The 20,992-nt window shown below is 35.5% G+C and carries 33 protein-coding genes; 14 read left to right on the plus strand and 19 right to left on the minus strand.

The features are described 5' to 3' along the window. Positions 1-24: 24 nt before the first annotated feature. Positions 25-306 carry a YqhV family protein gene (locus DET63_RS00140; protein WP_113935785.1) on the minus strand — a complete coding sequence of 94 codons (282 nt, stop codon included), beginning with the start codon at positions 304-306 and terminating at the stop codon, positions 25-27. Between the two features lie 178 nt (positions 307-484). Between DET63_RS00140 and DET63_RS00145 the strand changes: the two genes are divergently transcribed. Next, positions 485-1,066 (plus strand): GNAT family N-acetyltransferase, encoded by a 582-nt coding sequence (locus DET63_RS00145; protein ID WP_113935558.1) that lies wholly within the window; start codon positions 485-487, stop codon positions 1,064-1,066. Next, positions 1,047-1,367: a hypothetical protein gene (locus tag DET63_RS00150; RefSeq protein ID WP_002138295.1), complete on the plus strand. Its 321-nt coding sequence runs from the start codon at positions 1,047-1,049 to the stop codon at positions 1,365-1,367. The genes DET63_RS00145 and DET63_RS00150 overlap by 20 nt, the downstream gene beginning before the upstream one ends. Positions 1,368-1,402: 35 nt before the next feature. Here the strand turns inward: DET63_RS00150 and efp are convergent, their stop codons facing one another. From efp to DET63_RS00170, 4 genes are read right to left on the minus strand one after another with little or no spacing between them, the layout of a single operon-like run. Beyond that, the gene (gene efp, locus DET63_RS00155) at positions 1,403-1,960 is read right to left on the minus strand and encodes an elongation factor P (RefSeq protein WP_002033989.1); all 558 of its coding nucleotides are present in this window, start codon (positions 1,958-1,960) and stop codon (positions 1,403-1,405) included. Between the two features lie 21 nt (positions 1,961-1,981). Continuing rightward, positions 1,982-3,043 (minus strand): Xaa-Pro dipeptidase, encoded by a 1,062-nt coding sequence (gene pepQ, locus DET63_RS00160; RefSeq protein WP_002033991.1) that lies wholly within the window; start codon positions 3,041-3,043, stop codon positions 1,982-1,984. Between the two features lie 4 nt (positions 3,044-3,047). After that, positions 3,048-3,488: a type II 3-dehydroquinate dehydratase gene (gene aroQ / locus DET63_RS00165; protein WP_070144825.1), complete on the minus strand. Its 441-nt coding sequence runs from the start codon at positions 3,486-3,488 to the stop codon at positions 3,048-3,050. A gap of 55 nt (positions 3,489-3,543) precedes the next feature. Continuing rightward, on the minus strand, positions 3,544-4,029 hold the full coding sequence (locus DET63_RS00170; RefSeq protein ID WP_113935559.1) for a YqhR family membrane protein: 486 nt from the start codon (positions 4,027-4,029) through the stop codon (positions 3,544-3,546). A 244-nt stretch (positions 4,030-4,273) separates the two neighbouring features. Between DET63_RS00170 and DET63_RS00175 the strand changes: the two genes are divergently transcribed. Together DET63_RS00175 and DET63_RS00180 are read left to right on the plus strand one after the other, a co-directional pair. Then, on the plus strand, positions 4,274-5,194 hold the full coding sequence (locus tag DET63_RS00175) for a DUF1385 domain-containing protein (RefSeq protein WP_002015047.1): 921 nt from the start codon (positions 4,274-4,276) through the stop codon (positions 5,192-5,194). Between the two features lie 79 nt (positions 5,195-5,273). Then, entirely contained in the window at positions 5,274-5,675 is a 402-nt protein-coding gene (locus DET63_RS00180) for an SA1362 family protein (RefSeq protein ID WP_113935560.1), read from the plus strand. A gap of 80 nt (positions 5,676-5,755) precedes the next feature. Here the strand turns inward: DET63_RS00180 and DET63_RS00185 are convergent, their stop codons facing one another. From DET63_RS00185 to splB, 3 genes are all read right to left on the minus strand, one after another. Next, the gene (locus tag DET63_RS00185; protein WP_113935561.1) at positions 5,756-6,403 is read right to left on the minus strand and encodes an HAD family hydrolase; all 648 of its coding nucleotides are present in this window, start codon (positions 6,401-6,403) and stop codon (positions 5,756-5,758) included. Positions 6,404-6,456: 53 nt separating this feature from the next. After that, entirely contained in the window at positions 6,457-6,885 is a 429-nt protein-coding gene (mntR, locus tag DET63_RS00190) for a transcriptional regulator MntR (protein ID WP_002143106.1), read from the minus strand. A 133-nt stretch (positions 6,886-7,018) separates the two neighbouring features. Next, a complete protein-coding gene (splB, locus tag DET63_RS00195) occupies positions 7,019-8,044 on the minus strand; it encodes a spore photoproduct lyase (protein ID WP_002015042.1) in 1,026 nt (341 codons plus the stop codon). Positions 8,045-8,200: 156 nt separating this feature from the next. On the opposite strand from splB, the gene DET63_RS00200 reads away from it, so the two are divergent. From DET63_RS00200 to DET63_RS00215, 4 genes are all read left to right on the plus strand, one after another. Then, positions 8,201-8,518 carry a PadR family transcriptional regulator gene (locus DET63_RS00200; protein WP_000556081.1) on the plus strand — a complete coding sequence of 106 codons (318 nt, stop codon included), beginning with the start codon at positions 8,201-8,203 and terminating at the stop codon, positions 8,516-8,518. Positions 8,519-8,523: 5 nt separating this feature from the next. Further along, positions 8,524-9,210, plus strand: coding sequence for a DUF1129 domain-containing protein (locus DET63_RS00205; RefSeq protein WP_113935562.1), 687 nt, complete (start codon positions 8,524-8,526; stop codon positions 9,208-9,210). Between the two features lie 7 nt (positions 9,211-9,217). Next, positions 9,218-9,886, plus strand: a complete 669-nt coding sequence (locus DET63_RS00210; protein WP_113935563.1) for a DUF1048 domain-containing protein — start codon at positions 9,218-9,220, stop codon at positions 9,884-9,886. A 200-nt stretch (positions 9,887-10,086) separates the two neighbouring features. Then, positions 10,087-10,926 (plus strand): hypothetical protein, encoded by an 840-nt coding sequence (locus DET63_RS00215; RefSeq protein WP_113935564.1) that lies wholly within the window; start codon positions 10,087-10,089, stop codon positions 10,924-10,926. A 29-nt stretch (positions 10,927-10,955) separates the two neighbouring features. Here DET63_RS00215 and DET63_RS00220 read toward each other — a convergent pair whose 3' ends face one another. Continuing rightward, positions 10,956-11,792, minus strand: a complete 837-nt coding sequence (locus tag DET63_RS00220; protein ID WP_113935565.1) for a lipoate--protein ligase family protein — start codon at positions 11,790-11,792, stop codon at positions 10,956-10,958. Between the two features lie 170 nt (positions 11,793-11,962). On the opposite strand from DET63_RS00220, the gene DET63_RS00225 reads away from it, so the two are divergent. Then, positions 11,963-12,346 carry a rhodanese-like domain-containing protein gene (locus tag DET63_RS00225; protein WP_002015038.1) on the plus strand — a complete coding sequence of 128 codons (384 nt, stop codon included), beginning with the start codon at positions 11,963-11,965 and terminating at the stop codon, positions 12,344-12,346. Between the two features lie 37 nt (positions 12,347-12,383). Here DET63_RS00225 and DET63_RS00230 read toward each other — a convergent pair whose 3' ends face one another. Beyond that, positions 12,384-12,920, minus strand: coding sequence for a hypothetical protein (locus tag DET63_RS00230; protein ID WP_002129065.1), 537 nt, complete (start codon positions 12,918-12,920; stop codon positions 12,384-12,386). 317 nt (positions 12,921-13,237) lie between these two features. Here DET63_RS00230 and DET63_RS00235 point away from each other — a divergent pair, with 317 nt between their 5' ends. From DET63_RS00235 to DET63_RS00255, 5 genes are all read left to right on the plus strand, one after another. Next, on the plus strand, positions 13,238-14,215 hold the full coding sequence (locus DET63_RS00235) for a LacI family DNA-binding transcriptional regulator (RefSeq protein ID WP_113935566.1): 978 nt from the start codon (positions 13,238-13,240) through the stop codon (positions 14,213-14,215). Between the two features lie 98 nt (positions 14,216-14,313). Beyond that, entirely contained in the window at positions 14,314-14,895 is a 582-nt protein-coding gene (locus DET63_RS00240) for a TetR/AcrR family transcriptional regulator (RefSeq protein ID WP_002034003.1), read from the plus strand. 71 nt (positions 14,896-14,966) lie between these two features. Continuing rightward, positions 14,967-15,299, plus strand: coding sequence for a DMT family transporter (locus DET63_RS00245; protein WP_000312339.1), 333 nt, complete (start codon positions 14,967-14,969; stop codon positions 15,297-15,299). Position 15,300: 1 nt separating this feature from the next. Next, positions 15,301-15,615 (plus strand): DMT family transporter, encoded by a 315-nt coding sequence (locus DET63_RS00250; protein WP_002015033.1) that lies wholly within the window; start codon positions 15,301-15,303, stop codon positions 15,613-15,615. Positions 15,616-15,630: 15 nt separating this feature from the next. Beyond that, the gene (locus DET63_RS00255; protein WP_002034004.1) at positions 15,631-15,888 is read left to right on the plus strand and encodes a DUF3975 family protein; all 258 of its coding nucleotides are present in this window, start codon (positions 15,631-15,633) and stop codon (positions 15,886-15,888) included. Between the two features lie 170 nt (positions 15,889-16,058). Here the strand turns inward: DET63_RS00255 and DET63_RS00260 are convergent, their stop codons facing one another. The 9 genes from DET63_RS00260 to DET63_RS00300 form a co-directional block, all read right to left on the minus strand. Then, positions 16,059-16,247 (minus strand): hypothetical protein, encoded by a 189-nt coding sequence (locus DET63_RS00260; RefSeq protein WP_113935567.1) that lies wholly within the window; start codon positions 16,245-16,247, stop codon positions 16,059-16,061. Positions 16,248-16,491: 244 nt separating this feature from the next. Continuing rightward, positions 16,492-17,088, minus strand: coding sequence for an ABC-2 transporter permease (locus DET63_RS00265; RefSeq protein ID WP_113935568.1), 597 nt, complete (start codon positions 17,086-17,088; stop codon positions 16,492-16,494). A 14-nt stretch (positions 17,089-17,102) separates the two neighbouring features. Next, positions 17,103-17,726: an ABC-2 transporter permease gene (locus tag DET63_RS00270; RefSeq protein WP_113935569.1), complete on the minus strand. Its 624-nt coding sequence runs from the start codon at positions 17,724-17,726 to the stop codon at positions 17,103-17,105. Between the two features lie 33 nt (positions 17,727-17,759). Further along, a complete protein-coding gene (locus DET63_RS00275; protein ID WP_113935570.1) occupies positions 17,760-18,392 on the minus strand; it encodes an ABC-2 transporter permease in 633 nt (210 codons plus the stop codon). A gap of 14 nt (positions 18,393-18,406) precedes the next feature. Next, positions 18,407-19,075 (minus strand): ABC-2 transporter permease, encoded by a 669-nt coding sequence (locus tag DET63_RS00280; RefSeq protein ID WP_113935571.1) that lies wholly within the window; start codon positions 19,073-19,075, stop codon positions 18,407-18,409. Next, on the minus strand, positions 19,056-19,928 hold the full coding sequence (locus DET63_RS00285; protein WP_113935572.1) for an ABC transporter ATP-binding protein: 873 nt from the start codon (positions 19,926-19,928) through the stop codon (positions 19,056-19,058). Before DET63_RS00285 ends, DET63_RS00280 begins: the two co-directional genes overlap by 20 nt. 3 nt (positions 19,929-19,931) lie before the next feature. Continuing rightward, on the minus strand, positions 19,932-20,306 hold the full coding sequence (locus DET63_RS00290; protein WP_002190660.1) for a GntR family transcriptional regulator: 375 nt from the start codon (positions 20,304-20,306) through the stop codon (positions 19,932-19,934). A 118-nt stretch (positions 20,307-20,424) separates the two neighbouring features. After that, complete coding sequence (locus DET63_RS00295) at positions 20,425-20,616, minus strand: hypothetical protein (protein ID WP_002088608.1); 192 nt, start codon at positions 20,614-20,616, stop codon at positions 20,425-20,427. A 70-nt stretch (positions 20,617-20,686) separates the two neighbouring features. Continuing rightward, positions 20,687-20,890, minus strand: a complete 204-nt coding sequence (locus tag DET63_RS00300) for a DUF3929 family protein (RefSeq protein ID WP_000262495.1) — start codon at positions 20,888-20,890, stop codon at positions 20,687-20,689. Between the last annotated feature and the right edge of the window lie 102 nt (positions 20,891-20,992).

A 20,992-nucleotide genomic window follows, 5' to 3' on the forward strand; every position in this document is an offset into this window, starting at 1 on the left:
CTTCTCCCCACTATACTCGACTTACTATTTCAACAACGCGATAAAAATGCAGCCAATTCCAAGTGCTAGAAAAAAGAATTTCAAGAAAGAAATCTCACTTGCTACACTCGCTATGCCAATTGTCATTGTTAAAATTAATACGGTCGGTCCAACAAACGCCAACATACCATTTATAAACAATGCTTTCTTCGCATCATTCACGTAAAGCATAAGCAAAGCGGCGAATATTTCCGCGCTTCCTGAAAACAACCGAAGTAACCCCATAACAAGCACGGATGTTTCCATTGCCGCTAGCCACTGTTTCATTCTCCCACCTTCTCCCATAACAGTTACTACTTCCTTATTCTGAAAAAGAATATATTTGTACAACCATATGCAGAGGTTGTCTATTTCAGAAGTAAAAACATAATTTTTCTCTATCGACTTTATTAAAATCTGAATATTCTCATCAATTTATGATATATTTAATAGAAAAGGAGCATAGATGATGAAGCAAGTTACTTTATTACCACTCGATTTACGATATGCAAATGTGCTTTTTGAGCTATCAAGCAATCCACATGTAAAAAATGCATTAGGGCTAAAAGTAGAATCAGTAGAAGATACAAAAACATTCATTCTTTTTGCAATTGAAGAGGAACGAAAAAAGCACTCCTTATCAAGAGTGATTGTAAGTGAGGAAAATGAAATAATTGGCCTCACGACACTTAAACATATTAATTACGAACAAAAGCACTCACATATTGGAAGTTGGCTCGGCTATCAATATTGGGGAAGAGGATATAACGAATCTGCTAAAAAAGAGATCTTTAAAATCGCTTTTTTAGACTTGCAACTTACATACGTATTTGCCGGTGCTAAAACGAATAACATTCGCTCTTTAAAAGCACAAGAGAAACTACCTTACATTTCATTACATGTGGAAAAACAATTTCCAGACATACACGCTGCTTTGGAGAAAGAAGTAAAATCACCTTGCGTACTGCATGTTGTATCATGCGAAAAATTTTCAAATTGGTTGGAAGTACGAAATGAGGGGGGAAAATATGAAGGGATTGAAAATTAGTTTAACAATTGTAGTAGAATTAGCTATTATTTATCTTTTTTCAAAAATGGTCGGCTGGTCATTTTTGGAGAGCTTTTTCCTTGGCAGTCTAGCAATATTTGCAATTACTTGGTTAATTATTATGAGTACCTTTAGAAATAACAATATGGATCATGCAACGAATAAAACTTTTACCGGTATTGAAACTGGTGAAATACGCCCGTTTCAAATTGTTTTGACTCCATATATTATGGGTACCCTTTCACTCGTCACAGTTAGTTTTGTTATAACCGCAATTTACTATCTTCCCTACTTCCTATAAAAAAAGCACTCGTGATAATCACGAGTGCTTTTCTACTATGCACGAGAAACGTATTTACCTTCACCAGTGTTGATGATAAGCATTTCGCCTTCGTTAATGAAGATTGGTACTTGTACAACAAGACCAGTTTCTAATTTAGCTGGTTTTGTTACGTTAGAAGCTGTGTCACCTTTAATACCAGGCTCTGTTTCTGACACTGTTAATTCAACTGTGTTCGGAAGTTCAACACCAAGTACTTCATCTTGGTATGTCATAATAGATACTCCCATGTTTTCTTTTAAGAATTTCAATTCGCGCTCGATTTGGTTTTCACCAAGTTCGATTTGCTCATAAGTTTCGTTATCCATAAATACGTGAGACTCACCGCTCGCGTATAAGTATTGCATACGACGGTTTTCGATGTGTGCTTTTTCTACTTTTTCACCTGCACGGAATGTTTTCTCTTGAACAGATCCTGTGCGAAGGTTACGTAGTTTAGAGCGAACGAATGCAGCACCTTTACCTGGCTTTACGTGTTGGAAATCCATTACTTGCCAAAGGGCATTGTCCACTGAAATTGTTAAACCTGTACGAAAATCGTTTACTGAAATCATGTAAAAAAATCCTCCTGTGTATTACAAAATAATAAGTTCTTTTGGTGATTTCGTTATTACTTCATTACCTTCACTTGTTACAATGATATCATCTTCAATACGTACCCCGCCAACACCTGGAATATAAATACCTGGTTCTACTGTTACAGCCATACCTGGTTCAAGTACTGTATCAGAACGGAACGCTAAACCTGGTGCTTCATGGATTTCAAGACCGATTCCATGACCAGTAGAGTGTCCGAAGTATTCACCATATCCTTTTTCCGTTATGTAATCACGCGTTAATGCATCAGCCTCACGACCCGTTAAACCAGCTTTAATACCGTTCACACCACGTAGTTGTGCTTCTAAAACGATATTATAAATTTCTTTTAATTTATCAGATGGTTCACCGACTGCAATCGTACGAGTAATATCAGAGCAATATCCTTTGTAATAAGCGCCGAAGTCTAATGTAACGAAATCTCCTTTTTCTATCACTTTTTCAGATGCCACGCCGTGCGGTAATGCCGAACGAAGACCTGAAGCAACGATAATATCAAACGAAGAAGATGTTGCTCCTTGTTTTCTCATGAAAAATTCAAGTTCATTTGACACTTCAATTTCAGATACTCCCGGGCGAATGAATGATAGAATATGCTCAAAGGCAGCATCTGCAATCTGTGCAGCTTCCTTTAATATCTTAATCTCTGAATCAGTCTTTATCAAGCGTAACTTTTCTACAAGCCCAGAAGTTGGGATGAATTCAGCTTCGATCGCTTCATTATGCGTTACGTAAGAGCTATATGTAAGAGTATCTTGCTCAAAGCCTAGCTTTTGAATTCCAAGTTCTTTAACTTGTTTCGCAACTTCATCAAGAATTAATCCTGGATGCTGCACTATTTCGTATCCAACCGCTTGCTTACTAGCTTGCTCTACATAACGGAAATCTGTAATAAATAGAGCACGCTCTTTTGAAATTAGTACAACACCAGCTGTTCCCGTGAAATTCGCCATATATCTACGGCTATGTTCATTCGTTAATACGATACCGTCAATACCAGCCTCATCAAACGCACTTCTTAATCTCTCGATCTTTTCCATTACTTTATGCCTCCCTCAATTTCTCCATTAATGCAAATAACGCTAACTTATAGCCATAAAAACCAAATCCAACAATTTGTCCCGCACAAACAGCCGCCGTCACAGATTCGTGACGGAACGATTCACGCTGGTGAATGTTAGAAATATGTACTTCAATAACAGGAATCGAAATGCTCGCAATTGCATCTCGAATCGCATAGCTATAATGCGTAAATGCTCCAGGATTTAAAATGATCCCTTCATATATATCTTCAGCCTCATGAAGACGATCGATAATAGCACCTTCATGATTCGATTGGAAACATTCTAACTCCACTCCCATTTTCTCTGCTTCTTGTTTCATATCTGTTTCAAGCGTCGCTAACGTTCCTTTTCCGTATACATTTACTTCCCTAACGCCAAGGCGATTTAGGTTCGGACCGTTTACGAGGAGTAACTTTTTCATTTTCTTAAAACTCCTTAATATTAAAGAATGTCTATACGACATTTTAACATAGGAATCACTTATTTGAATAGTTTGTCTTCTCGCTCCCTTCTCCTCTATTTGTATTATTCGATTCGAATGCTACAGAATACGAAATAAAAACACCATATAATATAAAGATACATACTGTCGTTACAATTGTTTCTTTCGGTAAATGGAGTGCACTTTTAATAACAGGTGCCATTAGCCCCATCCCCAAAAATAATAATGCCCACCAAAACAAACCGTATAGTACGCCAGGGAATACTCCTTCAAACTTTTTAAAAAGGGCTTTATAGAGAAATGCCACTAAAATTGAAAGAAGTCCCATACAAACGATACCTACTACATTTCCCCAAACCCCTTCTTTCCAATCTCCAAATGCAAACGGTAAAAGTAAATAGTTAGGTCCAGCTTCTGTAAATGAGAATATATGAAGGAAATACCATATACCTCCCCAAAATAAGCCACCAAATAAACCAATTTGTACAAAGTTTCTTATTGTTGATTGTTCTTGATTCACATTGACACCTCCGCTCACTAGTATGCCCGAAACTATTTTGAGGCATGTTTAAATCCTGCAAAATTTGTCTATAAAAAGAATAAGAAATGTCCGACTCTCGTAACATTTTCCCTTGTCATCTGCCTGTATTTGTCGATAAAATAAAGGAAACTCGGTGATTGTCTTATTTCAAGATGACAAAACCAAGTATGACAATTGCCTCTTTTTCTACATAAGAGAGAAACAAATACAGGTTGGTGTTAACATGGCAGAAGAGTCAAAACAAATATATGGCGGGCAGGCAGTCATAGAAGGAGTTATGTTTGGCGGTAGAGAATATACTGTTACAGCGGTTCGTCGTAAAGATAAATCGATTGAATTTTATCGTTTACCACGCGTTCGTAATAAAGCATTGTCTCTACTAAAGAAAATTCCATTTTTACGAGGTATTGCCGCTATTGTGGATGCAAGTGCGAATGGAGCGAAACATTTAAACTTTGCTTCAGAACGATTTGATGTCCACCCAGAAGAAGATGAACAACTTGCAAATAAAAAAGAAGAACAATCAAAATTAACGATGGTATTAGGAGTTGCAGCAGTTGGCGTTTTATCGTTCATATTCGGTAAAGTAATTTTCACAGCAGTTCCTGCACTTTTAGCTGAATTAACGAGACCGATTTTCCCATCTCATACAGGGCAAATCATTGTCGAAAGTGTCATTAAGCTCATGCTATTATTGAGCTATATATACTTCATTTCTTTAACCCCACTTATTAAGCGGGTATTTCAGTACCACGGTGCGGAACATAAAGTAATCAATGCTTATGAGAATAATCTTCCACTGACTGTAGAAAATGTTCAAAAGCAAACTCGCCTCCATTATCGCTGTGGCAGTAGCTTTATTATATTTACAGTCATTATTGGAATGTTTGTCTATTTCCTCGTCCCTACAGATCCGCTTTGGGCAAGGGTAGTAAACCGAATTTTATTAATTCCAGTTGTTCTCGGTATTTCTTTTGAAGTATTACAATTTACCAATCGATTACGAGATGTCCCTGTTTTACGAGTACTTGGATATCCAGGATTATGGCTGCAACTATTAACAACGAAAGAACCAACAGATGATCAAGCGGAAGTTGCAATCGCATCGTTTGAAGAATTATTACGTTTAGAAAACAAACAATAATTATTTAAAAATGGTGTTCAACTCCTTTCCTCATCGTTAATATACTAATTTTAATATATGTTTTTAGGAGGTGTCCCTTATGAACGGTCGTTCGTTTACATTCGCTATATTTGCGCTTATTATCGGATTGGCAATATTCGGCCTTGTTTCATCTGTTATTACAAATCCAATGGAAGTATTGAAAAACATTGGTATCATGTTAGCTGTCGTCGGTATCTTTTACTTACTCTACAAAATGTTTACAAACTCTAGTGGTTCTGCAAATTCGCAAAGCTCATATAAGCGTGCAGCGAAACAATCGAACCGCAAACACGGGAAACAAAATGTAGCACCCCTAAGTAATTCTTTCTTGAAACGAAATGCTTCTGATGACAAGGGGAAAAAGGGTAATTCTCCATCGTTGAAAAGAAAAAGAAAACAATCTCATTTAACTGTCATTGAAGGTAAAAAAAACAAAAAGAAAGACCGTGCTTCCTTTTAGGAAATACGGTCTTTTTTTATCCCGGTTGGTGCGGGGCTAATAATCAGTGGAAGATGTGAAAAACCCTACTGATTAAAGTTTCACTTTATATGTTGAAGCACTTCTTTCAAACTTTTCTCTTCCATACTTTCGATACGAAGGTGATGGTTTTCAAATTGCAAATTTCTTGTCACATCATTAGGTACGACGACACACTTTAATCCTGCTGCCACCGCTGCTTTCAATCCATTTAATGAATCTTCAAACACAACAGCTTCTGATGGTTCAATTCCTAATTCTTCTATCGTAACTTTATAAAGAGCTGGATCTGGTTTTACCTTCTCTACATCTTCTCGCGTTTTAATCACTTCAAAATAATCTCTAATTTGTAGCTCTTCTAAAAAACGAACGACCCACTCCCTAGATGAACTAGAGGCTAATGCGATTTTCAATCCAAGTTCTTTCGCTTCTTCTAAATATTCTTTTACCCCGCCACGCGCTTTTGGTATTTTCATTTTCTCTTTATGTAAAGTTGTTACTTTTCCCTTTAATGCATGCTCGTTAAATTTTTCTTTTAATTGCTCTTTTAAATATGCATAAAGCACTTCATCTGTCGTTCCAATACATTTTGCAAATTCCTCTAAAGGTAACTCGCCGCCGTATTCACGAACAGCATCTCTGAAAGAGTGAAACCATATTGTTTCTGTGTCCACAATTAATCCATCAAAATCAAAAATAATTGCTTTCATTATTCTCCCGTCCTTTTCGATTGAAATAAAAAAGGAAACGCCACACGTTCCCCTTAATTACTTTTCTCTTCATTTGCTTTTTGAACACCACGAAGTGTTTTTACTCGAACTTCATCTTGTTCAAAGTATTGTACTAAATCACCGATACGGTCAATTGATTCCCAACTTAAATGATGTTCAATTCCTTCTACATCATTATAAATTTTGCTTTCATCCACACCGATAATGCGCATAAACTGTTCTAACAATTCATGACGATATACGAGACGTTCACCGATTTTTTTACCTTTTGATGTTAATACAAGCCCTCTATATTTTTCATAAATTAGATATTCGTCTTTGTCTAATTTTTGTACCATTTTTGTTACAGAGGATGGATGTACACTAAGCGCTTCAGCAATATCAGATACACGGGCATAACCCTTTTCATCAATCAACAAATAAATTTGTTCAATATAATCTTCCATACTAGGGGTAGGCATCGGTTTCCTCCATCCAATTTCATTTTGCTTATTCCGTACGAAGCAATCAATAAAATGATACACCAGAAAGAATAACGTGACAAGGTGGAAACGAGCCTAAATATATAAAACAAAAAAAGAATCTAGATTCCCCTTATGTAAAATATTGAATTTCTGCATCTGGAAAATACTCATATATATAACCTCGTATTGTTTCTTCTAATACTTCCACATCATCCTTTTGATATACATATTTCCCAATACCGTATCGTCCCCATTTATATTTCCGCTTCTCTTCATCCATTTCAAGTTTCGTATTCGGATAACGTTCTTGAATGACTTTTTTGGCTGGTTTCGTAAAACGATGTTGAATTAATTCGAACGTTAAATTTGGTATCGTCATGTCTTTTAACGCATTGTACAATCGTTCAAACAATTCACGGTACCCTTCTTCCCACCCTTCATGCATATAAATTGGCGCAACAATAAAGCCAAGAGGATAATTAGCCCCCGCTACTTTACGAGCAGCCTCAATTCGCTCTTCAAATGGCGATGTCCCTGGTTCAAAGTTTTTAATAACATAACGTGAATTAATACTAAATCGAAAACGCGTTTTCCCATTATGCTTTGCATCTAATAAATGATCAACATGCGAATATTTCGTAACGAAACGTAAACGTCCATGTTCACTTTCTCCGATAAACTCTATCGCCCGCTTTAATGCATGTGTCAAATGATCAATTCCAACGATGTCTGATGTACACGCCGCTTCAAATCTTGTTATTTCAGGGGCCCTTTCATCCATATATTGCTTTGCCTTCTCAAAGATTTCATCTAAATTCACATACACCCTTACGTAAGGTTTACTCCCAAGTGTCGTTTGCAAATAACAATAATGACAATGTCCCATACACCCTGTTGCAAGCGGAATTGCATATTCAGCTGAAGGTTTTGATGTATCGAACTTTAACGTCTTCCTCACCCCAACGACAAGTGTTGCTTTTGCATTACGATACTTTTGCAATTCATTTTCCCCTGGAAAATTTCTAATTTGATTGTGTGATGTCGTTTCACGAATTTCTAATCCCATCTTCGTAAACTTCTCATAAAGCTCTTTTCCAAGCGGATATTCGAGTGCCCTCGGTTCAAAGTAAACGAGTTTTGGCATAAATGGTTTCATGTGCTTCCCTCCTCTCGTTAGTATGGGAAGCACATGAAAATTAACACAGATTAAAGTTTTCCACTTCAGTAACTTGCTTTGCAAGTTACTGACTGTTATAATTTGGATAACAGCTACCTTGCAAGGCAAGTTACCTGGATAAAAGGTGGTGAAATCATGCACAGCCAAATGTTAAAAGGTGTACTAGAAGGTTGCATTCTATATATCATTTCACAAGAAGAAGTGTACGGATATGAACTAAGTACAAAATTAAATAAACACGGCTTTACATTCGTAAGTGAAGGAAGCATCTATCCTTTATTGTTACGCATGCAAAAAGAGAAACTTATTGAAGGTACATTAAAGGCTTCCTCTCTTGGACCGAAGCGAAAATATTATCACGTAACTGATAAGGGATTAGAACAACTTGAAGAATTTAAAAAAAGTTGGGGAATGGTTTCAACGACGGTAAACAACTTATTACAAGGGGAGTGATAGGGATGAAGGCGAAAGATTTAATCGAATTAAATAATCAAAAGCGTAAATTATTAAATGCAGAAAATGAAACCACCTATAGTGACATGTTAATATACATCCGCCTAGCTAAAGTGCCAGAGTACCAAGCAGAAGAACTGCTAATTGAAATTCTAGATCACCTTATTGAAGCCCAGCAAGAAGAAAAAAGTACTTATGATATTTTTGGCGACGACTTACAGGCGTACTGTGACGAGCTAATTGCTGCTCTACCGAAGCAAAGTTTATGGGAACAATTATCGATTCCTTTATTTATAACTAGTTACCTGTTAGCAATATACTTTGCTATTTCTTCCGTAATTGCATTGGTATTTCCCTTATTTTCAAATGAAGCACGTTTTAAATTTGTACACATTGATTTCATTTATCTGCTCGCATTTATCTTGTCGGTACATCTTATGATACGTTTTATTTTCGATTTTATTAACACTGATTTATTTAAAAACACAACAACTATTTGGAGGCATATAGGAAGTTTTTTAATACGCCATAGCCTATGGATACTATTAATCGGTATTTCCTTTTTATTTATAAAAAAGCCCTATACTACTTTGCAAATTTCACCTTGGATTGGCGCTTTACTTGCCATCTCTTGCTATGCACTATATAAACTTTTCTTCAAAAAAGAATACTTAGAATTTAAAAAGGAGTAACGAGGTTATGACCGAAAAAGAAATGGTTAAGTTAAACAATGAAAAAAGAAAATTATTAACACCTGAAAACGAAGCTGCTTATGGTGATATGCTTATTTATTTACGCTTTACTAGCGTTCCGCAAAAGCAAATGGAAGAACTGCTATTAGAAATATTAGATCATCTTTTAGAAGCACAAGAAGATGATAAAAATGCTCATGATATTTTCGGAGAAGATTTAAAAGCTTACTGTGATGAATTAATTAATTCTTCAGAACATCAAAATCTTTTCCAACAAGCCGCCGTTATTGGGTTTGCAGTTAGTTTATTGTTAGCTATTCAAATTGGATACGATACATTTACTACTCTTATGCAAAAACTATTTACAGATACAAATCACTTAGGAATTCCATTTAGTATTCCCGGAACAATATTATCTGCTATCGTTTTAACAATCGGTGCTTTCATAACTTTTTCGTTATTTAGACGTTTTTCTTTTACAATACTGGTTTCCTGGAAACAAAAAGCACTCCTCTTATTATCAGTGTTTATACCTTTTATCTTATCAGTTTTTTCAAACGTATTTTTTAAAACACAACCATACTTATTTTATAATTTGTCTATTTGGCAAGGTGCTCTTGTTACACTTTCTTTTTATATTCTGTACAAATTTTTATATAAAACATCTAAATTTTAACAGCCTTTCAAACGGCTGTTTTTCTTCTGTCTAATTTTACAAATTGAAAAATTTCATAAAGAAAATAAGAAAAATGCAAAATAATTAAAGTTAATTGTTGACGTGATGCTTTTATTATCGGTATCATAAATCTTCGTGAGCAATTATTTTTCGTTATACGATTTTTTTATTATTATTGAATTTTTGAGAGGAGAAATTTGATGTCAGTTAAGAAGAAAACGCAAGTACGCACCGGCAAAATGGTACGTGAACTAATGTTAGCAGACGAAGATGTAAATGCTTCGCTAATTATGGTATATAGTGAAAACGGTGTAAACGCAGAAATTAAAATCGAGGGCTTAACGCCAAAATGTAACGAAGAATTATTTTTGAGCGGAAACGTGGATTGGAACAAGAGTGTTATTTATAAAATTGTTGATTTCACTGGGAACGCTGAGGTTGGTAAAGTTACATTAACAGCGATGAACAAAAATAATGTTTCTCTAGAAGTTGAACGCGTTATGTGGAGCAAAGAAAATAAAGAAGCTGCTGAGCAAGAAGAAACAGTTGTAGAAGCTACCCCGAAAAAAGAAGTAGTTGTAGAAGCTCCAAAAGCAGTTACACCTGCTCCAAAGCCTATTACGCGAGTAGAAACACCTGCTGCACCTAAACCTACTCCGGTACCAACGCCGAAGTCAGTAAGTGTTGAAGCAGCTATAGAACTATCTACTCCAGCACCTGTGAAAAAAGCAGTACCTACTCCAGTTACAAAGCAAGAGACAGCACCGGTTACTCCTACAAAACCGAAGCAACCTGCTTTGACTGAAACAAATACAAAACTACAAGAAAATTATGTTAAACTTGTGAAAAAGACAATTGAAGTTTGTCAAGATTACGAGCTTGGCATCGACATAGATGATTCTATTGAAGGATTAAAAAAAGAACTACAAAGCCAAGGTATTAGCGTTACATTCGACAAAGAAATTATGGACGTTGTAAGTCGCCTTCGTTCTTTACAAGATAAAGGAATCAAAGTAGAAAAAGTACTTAATTTACTATAAAAAATAAGGAGATGGCGGTCGCCATCTCCTTATTTTTTATAATTCCATTCATTACTTTCATACTTCTCTTTTGCTAAAGTTTGAACTTCATGAAGCTGTTCTTCTGTTAGTTCATATGGCACAAGCTCTATATCTAAACCTTTTTCAAATCCAGTTTCAAACGCTTTAATTAACTGTTCAATCGTAAATGTGCGGTCTGTTAATTCATTAATCGCTACCGCTTTAGAAGAAAACATATTTTTCATACGCTCTTTTACTCGCTCATTTGGGAATAAAAATAGGTCGTATAACTCATCTAAATCTATTTCTAACGGAATAGAACCGTGTTGTAATATAACACCTTTTTGACGTGTTTGAGCACTACCCGCGATTTTTCTTCCTTCAACTACAATCTCATACCAAGATGGTGCATCAAAACATACTCCTGAACGCGGATTTTTTAAATTCTCACGATCCGCTTCTGTTTTCGGAACTGCATAATACGCTTCTAATCCTAATGCCTTAAAACCGTCCAATAAGCCTTGCGAAATAATTCGGTATGCTTCTGTAACTGTTTTTGGCATATTCGGATGATCTTCAGACACAATAACACTGTACGTTAATTCTTTGTCATGTAGTACACCCCTGCCGCCTGTTTGACGACGAACGAATCCATATTTCTTTTCGTTAACTACATCCATATTTATATCTTTTTCAACACGCTGGAAATACCCGACTGTTAATGTTGGTACTTCCCATTCATAAAAACGAATTGTTGGTGACATTTTCTTTTCACTTTGCCAATTTAATAAACATTCATCTAACGCCATATTAAATGCTGGTGAACATTGACCAGAGTTAATATAACACCATTTTTCTTTTCCCATCCTGCACCTCATATAACCAATTATTTTTCACATTCTCTAGTCTACCAAATTCGACAAAATTTGTGAAAGAATACGAAATTTCTTCTTATATACAAATGAATCTGTTGCATAAATACATATGGGCATTATAATATTGAAAGTAGGATAAGAAAAAAGGGAGCGATAGAATCGTGTCAACAAACTTGATTATTATACTAGCCGCAATTGCAGCATTCATCGGCTACACTGTATGGATGTATTTCTATCAGAAAAAATTAATTAAAACACTTTCAGAAGATGAATTTCGCGCTGGCTACCGTAAAGCACAGCTTATCGATATTCGCGAAGCGGATGAATTTAACGCGGGACATATTTTAGGTGCGCGTAACATTCCATTATCACAAATTCGCCTTCGCCACAAAGAACTCCGCCAAGATCAACCGGTTTATTTATATTGCCAAAGCGGATTCCGTACAGGTCGTGCAGCTCAATACTTAAAAAAACAAGGCTACACAGATTTCTACCAATTAAAAGGTGGATTTAAATCTTGGTCAGGAAAAATTAAAAAGAAATAATATACAAAAAACTAGCTGCACGATACAGCTAGTTTTTTCATTCCATATTGTTCGCAATGTACAGCAGATTTTGTTTAATCACATCTTCAGCTTTCTCATCTACATTACGATATAATAGCTGATATTCAATCCCCTTCTCTTTCCATATAAGCGTAGCAAATTCGTCCCCTCGCTCGTAATCATCCTTATTTTTAAAATAAGCAGGTGCTCCATTATTCAATTTCATTTGTTCTTGAAATCGATTCTCTTCTACGAGGTATGGAAAACTGTAAGAAAAATTGGCCACTGTTAATTCTATATAATCGTGCCTTCCTTTCTCTTGTTGCTTATATTTAATCGTTAAGACAGCATTCTTCTTTCCCATCGTTCTTACCTCTCCCTTCACATCACTCGTAATGTCATAAGGTAAAAACGTTGGAACTTTAAACTTTGCCGGAAAATATTTTGGAAGTTCCTTTAGGGGAATCGGATCAGTAACACGGTCCTTAGCCCCTCCTGTTGTTCCTACAAATGTTTTTTCTTCTTGCATCGTTTGCTGAAATGAACATGAGCTAAGTATTACACTAGAAAACACGAAACAAATGATTCCTTTTTTCAATTTGTTTCCGCCCTTTCATACCGCTCTCTTAACGAGCGAAGCGTTTATACTCTCTTCTATTCGCTTCGTTATCAAACGCCTCCTCCGAAAACTTTCCACGTTATTCTCACACATTTTGACAAAAATTCTTTGCAGACATACAAAAAAGACCTCGCTATTCTTACGCCCAAATAAAAAGGTTACGCGAATAACAGAAGTCATGCTTATAACATAGATTGTGAAAAGCTTTTCAGGTCAAGATTTTTTTCATTCTTATTATTTTCCCCTTATAATTAAGTAAAGAGGTGATACATATGGCCAATATAAAACAAATTGCAAAAACTGCTGGTGTATCTATATCAACTGTTTCTCGTGTTCTTAATAATCATCCTTACGTAAAAGAAGAAAAGCGTAAGCGTGTTTTAGATGCAGTTGAAGAATTGAACTATGCAAAAAATATAAATGCTATCCATTTAATAAAGGGAAAAACGTATACAATCGGGGTTATGCTACCTTTTATTAATCTTCCGTACTTCAGCACGATCATTGAAGGAATCGGAAACGAAGCGTTAGCAGCTGGATATCATATTAATTTATGCCAAACGAATTACGATAGTATTGAAGAAATTCGCGTTCTTGAAATGATGAAAATGAAACAATTTGACGGGATGATTATTTGCTCTCGCACGAGTTCATGGGAACAAATTGAACCGTTCGCAAAATTTGCGCCTATTATTTCATGTGAAAAAATGAACCATCCCCTCATTTCATCTGTCTATGTAGATCATTACGAAGGATTCCGCCTTGGTACTTCCTATTTACTCAGTAAAGGTCATGAAAAAATCGGCATTTGTTTAGCAAGAAAAACAAGTGTTAATTCAATCGAGCGTGAAAAAGCTTTCGCCGACACTCTCCGTCACGAAGGAAAAACAGTACACCCTGATTGGATTTTCCATCAATGTTATACGATGCAGGACGGGGCAAAAATACTTCATCTTATTTTAAACATGAAAAATCGTCCAACCGCTATTTTCACAGCGAACGATCAAGTAGCTGCTGGTTTATTAACAGAGGCAAAAAAATATGGCATTCGCATACCTGAAGACCTCGCTATCCTGGGATTTGATAACCATGAAATTTCAAAAGCATTAGAAATTACAACTATTGAGCATCCCGGGCTCACAATGGGATCACGTGCTTTTTCTTTATTTCATAAACAGATACAAAACGAACACATTATTGGAAACTCAGAAGAACTTTCATTCCATTTAATTGAGCGAAAAACAGTCTAGAAAAGAGTGCCAACCATAGCACTCTTTTTTCAGTTCTTCACCTATTGACTTTATATTTTTTATCTCATATAATGAACCTAACGAACGGTAGGTAGGGGATGAAAATGACAGCAAACCGCATTAAAGCTGTAGCACTTTCTCATTTCGCGCGCTACGGCTACGAAGGAACTTCATTAGCAAATATTGCTCAAGAAGTTGGGATTAAAAAACCATCGATTTACGCACACTTTAAAGGAAAAGAAGAGCTATATTTTACATGCTTAGAATCCGCTCTTCAAAAAGATTTACAAAGCTTCACTGACGATATCGAAAATTTTTCAAAATCGTCTACTGAAGAATTGCTAGTAAATCTGTTAAAAGGTTATGCAAAACGATTTGGTGAAAGTGAAGAATCAATGTTTTGGTTACGAACTTCTTATTTTCCGCCGGATGCATTTCGCGAACAAATTATTGATAAAGCGAATGTACACATTGAAAATGTCGGAAAACTTTTATTCCCTGTGTTTAAAAGAGCAAGCGAACAAGATGAACTGCATAACATTGAAGTAAAAGACGCTTTGGAGGCTTTTTTATGCTTACTTGACGGTCTTATGGTTGAACTACTATACGCAGGTTTAAATCGTTTTGAGACACGTTTAGAAGCTTCTTGGAAAGTATTTTGGCGCGGCCTTTCAAACTGACGGATTGCTCCTTTGCAATGCGTCGTTTTTAAGCCCTTTACCTAACGACTGGTAGGAAGGAGAAATGACATATGGCATGGATTTATGTAATCATAGCTGGTATTATTGAAATCTTTTGGGTTATTGGACTTAAAAAAGCGGAGGCACCACTTGAGTGGGCTGGTGTTGCTCTATTAATTACAATTAGTTTCGTCTTATTATTTAGAGCATATAAAGATTTACCTGTCGGCACTGTATACGCAGTCTTTACAGGAATTGGAGCTGGTGGAATCGTTCTTACAGAGATTTTCATCTTCGGAGAACCTTTCTCTATCGTAAAAGTTTTATTAATTGGTTTAATCTTCTTCGGAGTAATTGGTTTAAAACGAGTAACAGAAGAAAAAGAAGCGAAGGAGGCCGCATAAAATGGCTTGGGTATTTTTAATTCTAGCTGGTATTTGTGAAATTGTTGGTGTACTCTTTATGAAAGTAGCCACTGAAAAGAAAGGCTGGGCACCAAAAGTTATTTTAATCGCTAACTTTGGCGTAAGCTTCTTCTTCTTATCTCTTGCAATGAACACATTACCGATGGGAACTGCTTACGCAATTTGGACTGGAATCGGAACTGCCGGAAGTGCACTTCTCGGTATTCTTATTTTCCGCGAGTCAGCGGATTGGCGTCGCCTTGCCTTCTTAAGCTGCATTCTATGCGGCGCTGTTGGCTTAAAATTATTAGGCTAACGTGAGGTGAATGTCATGTGGAAAGAAAAAGGAAAACAAATGTTAGCATGGATTACACTCGGGATCGTCATTCTATTACAAATAAGTTTTCATATAATAGAATGGTTGTTTCATAAAGTATTATCCATTCTTACATTCCTTCCTAACATGGCACTTGAAATTGCATCTATCGCTTGGTCAATTATTGCCTCCATTACAATCGTGATTATATGGAGTATCGCCAAGCTATGGAACAAGTTATTTAAAAAGGACAGTTCTTCTGAAAAGAAGTAACTGTCCTTTTTTTATCCCGCTATTCGCGGGCAGTAAGACCCCCACCTCAAAATTCGGCGAATGCGAGGGAGTTAGGTGGGAGTCGGGCTGCCCGTAAACGCCCGATTGGTGTGGGCTAATAATCAGTGGGGATGGACAAAACCCCCACTGATTAAAGTTTCACTTTATATTCATTCAGATTTTCTATAGAAATTTGATGCGATCAGACAAAGCAGACCAGCTATGACAATACTTATACCAATCCCTTTATGCAAATTAGGAAATGGCGATGGTATATCTGAGTAAAAATTTGCTAATATGAGACCACTTGAAAATAAAAGTACCCCTATTCTATATAACCATTTTCTTTTGTTCACCATTCTCCCTCCTAAAATTTTTCATACCCTTCTTTCCTTTGGACATACTACCTAAAAAAGGAGTGGATAGTATGCAGAATTCTATACATAAGCAAATCCTGTTTTTATTTTTCCTCTTTCTCATTTTCGTTATCGTTTTCAGCTTTATATTACATACTCCGAAAGATGTGCCTAATAGCCTTTCTGTTTATAAACTTTTGCTCTCGTATTGCCGTTATTGAAAAAGGTGCCTTTTATGAGGCACCTTTTAAAATTCTCTCTTCTCATACAATTTCACTGAAACGAAGATAGATACTATGAACATGCAAATTGAACTAACGAATAACACGCTGTTGTATAGTTGAATTTGTTCCAGGTTGATTTGAAACAAAGTTTCTAAAATAACAATCGGCGCCATGAATATTACTATCGTAATAAAAATAGTTTTTTTATACCCTAGCCAAAACGATATCGGTAAAACAAAGCTTAAATACACTAAAATAAAGCTAATACTAGCAACCATTGTCGTTTCGATAAATTCAAATAGGTTAACCCCACTCTTCATTCCCATTGTGAAACAACCGACCGTTACGCTTATAAAAAGAATAATAATTGCTACTATATATTTCGCATACACAATTTGTTTTCTCAATATTGGCAAACTATTTACTATAACTTCACTCTCATTTTTACTATCTGCTTCAAATGTTTTTACTGTTGCCCCAATTGTAATAATTACTGCCATAATTATGAACAGATTTTCCGTATCTGTTAAAGCCATATAAAAGAAAACAGGATACAATATGTACCAAATTAAAAATTTCCATTGAATGATGAAATCTTTTAAAATTAGTTGTTTCAACACTATTCTCCTCTCTCTTACAAATCACGCTCACTATACAAATTAATTGAGAATAACATAGACATGATATATAAAAGAAGCAGCCCTGCTATAAAACAAATATTTACGACTAAACTCGTGCTCCAAGCATTCTCTACATCTAACCATACGTTACTTACAATCAGTCCACTTAAATACCCAAATGCAATTCCGATGAAAGGAGCAATTTGTTTTGCACTGCTATATCCTACTGAAAATTCGATTGGGAGTACAATCATGCTATAAACCAATCCTCCCGTTATTCCGCCAAGAATCTCTCCCCATAGCATAAATACAGTTATATGTTCATTTTGTAACTGGATTAAACCAACTACAAGTGAGAAAATCCCACCTAAAGCAACTAAAATACTTACAAATATGTATTTTGCTATGACAATTTCTTTACGTTGTAACGGTAAACTATTTACTAGCATTTCACTTTTATTTTTCCCCTCATAACTCATTGACAGTACCATGCCAAGAAAAGGTATAGATAAGCTAATCGTCATAAGGAAGCTATCACTACGAAAATCAACAATAGCAAGGAAAAACAAACATATAAGATACGCAAACCCTAACTTTCTTTGCAACACTATATCTTTTAAGACTAATTGCTTGATCATGTTTTACACCTCCTAGTATGAAAAGAGCCTCTTCTATAACTCTGCCTCCTGAAACATTTTCATTGAGAGCAACATTGATATGACTATACTTACTAACACTCCGATACCAAGAACACTCATTGATAATGTAGCATCTTGAGAGTGAAGTACTTTTAGCATGATTATTTCATCACCAAAAATATTGCACATAAGGCCAATCATACCCATTAAAGGAAAAATCATAATCACATTCAAGACAGTAATAGCTTTATATCCTCCAATGTAATTAGTAGGTATCGTTACTACACAATAAATCAAAGTTGCTACTATTGCTGAAAATATTGCATATCCAGGAATAACTATATCTCTGTCCAACAAAATATTTCCTAATATTACGACTATAGAAGTTATACTCAAACCGACTATAATAAATAATGTGCTTGAAATATATTTAGCTATAACTATCTCTTTTCTCATTATAGGCAAGCTCACTAATACTTTTTCTGCTTTACTTTTCTCATCATAATAAAAAGAAATATATATAATCGTACTACATGTTATAAATAATCCTATTGCAATCCCCATCGGGTCGACGGAATTCTTAGAAATAGATAAAATAGGTATTAAAAAATAGAAAGGAAACATCTTCTTCTGTAAGAAAAACTCCTTCAAAATCAACTGTTGCATCTGAATTCTCCTCTCTATACATCACGCGCTTCATAAATTTTGATCGTAAGAAACATAGAAGCGATATAAATACTGACTAATGTAATGAATCCAACTATAAATACACCAATATGCATAGGATTCATAATCCACTCTAGGAATGAAGGTGTTGTTTCATTCAGCCCATCACTAATAAATATCCAAAGTATCCCACCCACTCCTATTGATGCTGCTGATACTAGACTTCTTACTACATTCGATTTTATAGCATAATAACTAGGGAAAAAGGTGACAACTAAAAATACGGCGTAAACAACCCCATTTACTACTCCATACCACGGAATTTCAATGTATAGATTAGGATGATATGCACCGATATCGCCAAAAACAGCAATACCTCTTATAAGGAAAATAAACAACATAGTAGAGAACATACCCCCTACAATAAATATTGCACTGGAAATATATCTAGCAATTATGATATCTTTTCTACTTAACGGTAAACTATTAATAATAATGTCACTGGTATTCCGTTCATCAATTACGATTAACATCGTAATTGATGAAAGCGTTACAAATAAACAACTCATAGGAAACAGCATTCCATCACCGTTTTCAAATAAAAAGAATATAAAGGGTATAGTAAGATACACTGGCCATATCCCTCGAAAAAAGAACAAATCTTTATATACGAGCTGATGCATAGGTACCTCTCCCTTTCGCGGTGTAAACGATAATATCATCTAATGTAGGCTTTTCTAGTACAACCTCATTTCCAAACCAATCGACAATTGCTTGTTTATCCTTCGCTAAACCTTCGAAACCAAACTTATTTTTTCGTAATCCAGCAAATAGCTCCTTTCCTTCTTGATCTAATAAATCATTACTTCCCTTTACGATTACGTAGTTCCCCATTAGTTCATCTTTCTCACCAGTAAATATAATTTCTCCATCGTTAATGAACGTAATATAATCTGCGATGCGCTCTAAGTCTGTTGTAATGTGCGTTGAGAATAATACGGATACTTCATCCTCCATTACAATCTCTTGCAGCATATCAAGTAATTCACTTCGAACAACTGGATCCAATCCTGCTGTTGGTTCATCCATAATAATGAATTCCGCATGGTGTGAAAGTGCGATTGCAATCGCAAATTTCATTTTCATCCCTTTGGATAACTCTTTAATCTTTTTATACGTTGGAACTTGTAATCTCTGCATATACGATTGATACTGCTTTTCGTCCCACTTTTTATATAACGGTGCAATAATCCGTTTCATTTGCTCACACGTTAAATCTTCGTAATAATGATTTTCATCATACACAAAACCGATATTTTGTTTTATTTCCTTTTCGGCTTTCTTATTGTCCTTACCAAAAATTTTTATATCACCGCTCTCTTTTCTGATTAAATTCATAATCATTTTGATCGTCGTACTTTTTCCAGCTCCATTCGGTCCGATAAATCCCATAATATATCCACGTGGCAATGTAAAACTTACATTTTTCACTGAGAAATCTTGATAAGTTTTACAAACGTTTTTTAGCTCTAACATCTCTTATTCCCCCTTGTATAAACACGCAATCATCTGTTGCAACTCTTCCAGTGAAAGCTGCAACACTTTACTTTCATTCACAATCTCTTCCACTTTACTTTCCAATAGACGTAGCCGCTGTTCTTTTAATAGTTCATTATTTTTACGTGAAACATAAGTCCCCTTCCCAGCAACAGTTTCTATATATCCTTCTTTTTCAAGCTCCTCGTATGCACGCTTCGTTGTAATTACACTAATTTGTAATTCCTTCGCTAAGCTACGAATAGACGGTAATTGGTCTCCACCCTTTAAACCACCATTTAAAATAAGCTGGCTTAATTGTTTTCTTATTTGCACATAAATAGGGTCTTGGGAAGAATTCGAAATAATAATATTCATGTTTTCCTCCAGTGTGTGTATATACTGTATATACCTTGTATACACAGTATATACACAACATCCTATTTTTGGCAAGAAAAAAAGACCAACATTTTCCTGTTGGTCTTTCGTATATGTATCACTTTTCAAAGCGATCTAACATTTCGTCTCTCATTCCGAAACTAACAACCGCAATTCCTACATACATAAAAAGAAGGAATGCTGGATGAACTGTATTGTACCAGCTGCTATCAACAATTAAATAAATCGTTAACGCCACAACAAGAACAAACGCTAAAATAAACATATAAAAGTGTCGTGTATTACCCATGATAAACTCCTCTCTTCTCTCTTCACCATTCAACAGTATATTGTATCGAATAATTCGATATGACTCAAGGTTAACTTTCTGTTATGTAATCAAGTTCTACCTTTACAATGTCCTCACACGCTATTGAAATGATTGTTCCTTGTTTATCAATCGCTGTCACTTCTCTATTATCCATTACACGGTGCGCTACTCTTTCTAACACTTTCCCTTGGTCTCGGTAACAAAATTCTTTTACATCTTTAATTGTTTCTCCATTTTCTAAATGGTATACCATTCTATAACATCGATATCCCACACTTCCACCCCCGTCTTGCTCGTTTTTTCACATATACATAAAAATGAGTAATTTCTACCTCATCACATCTTCTTAATTTCA

It is taken from the genome of Bacillus sp. DB-2 (assembly GCF_003315125.1).
GTDB lineage: Bacteria > Bacillota > Bacilli > Bacillales > Bacillaceae_G > Bacillus_A > Bacillus_A mycoides.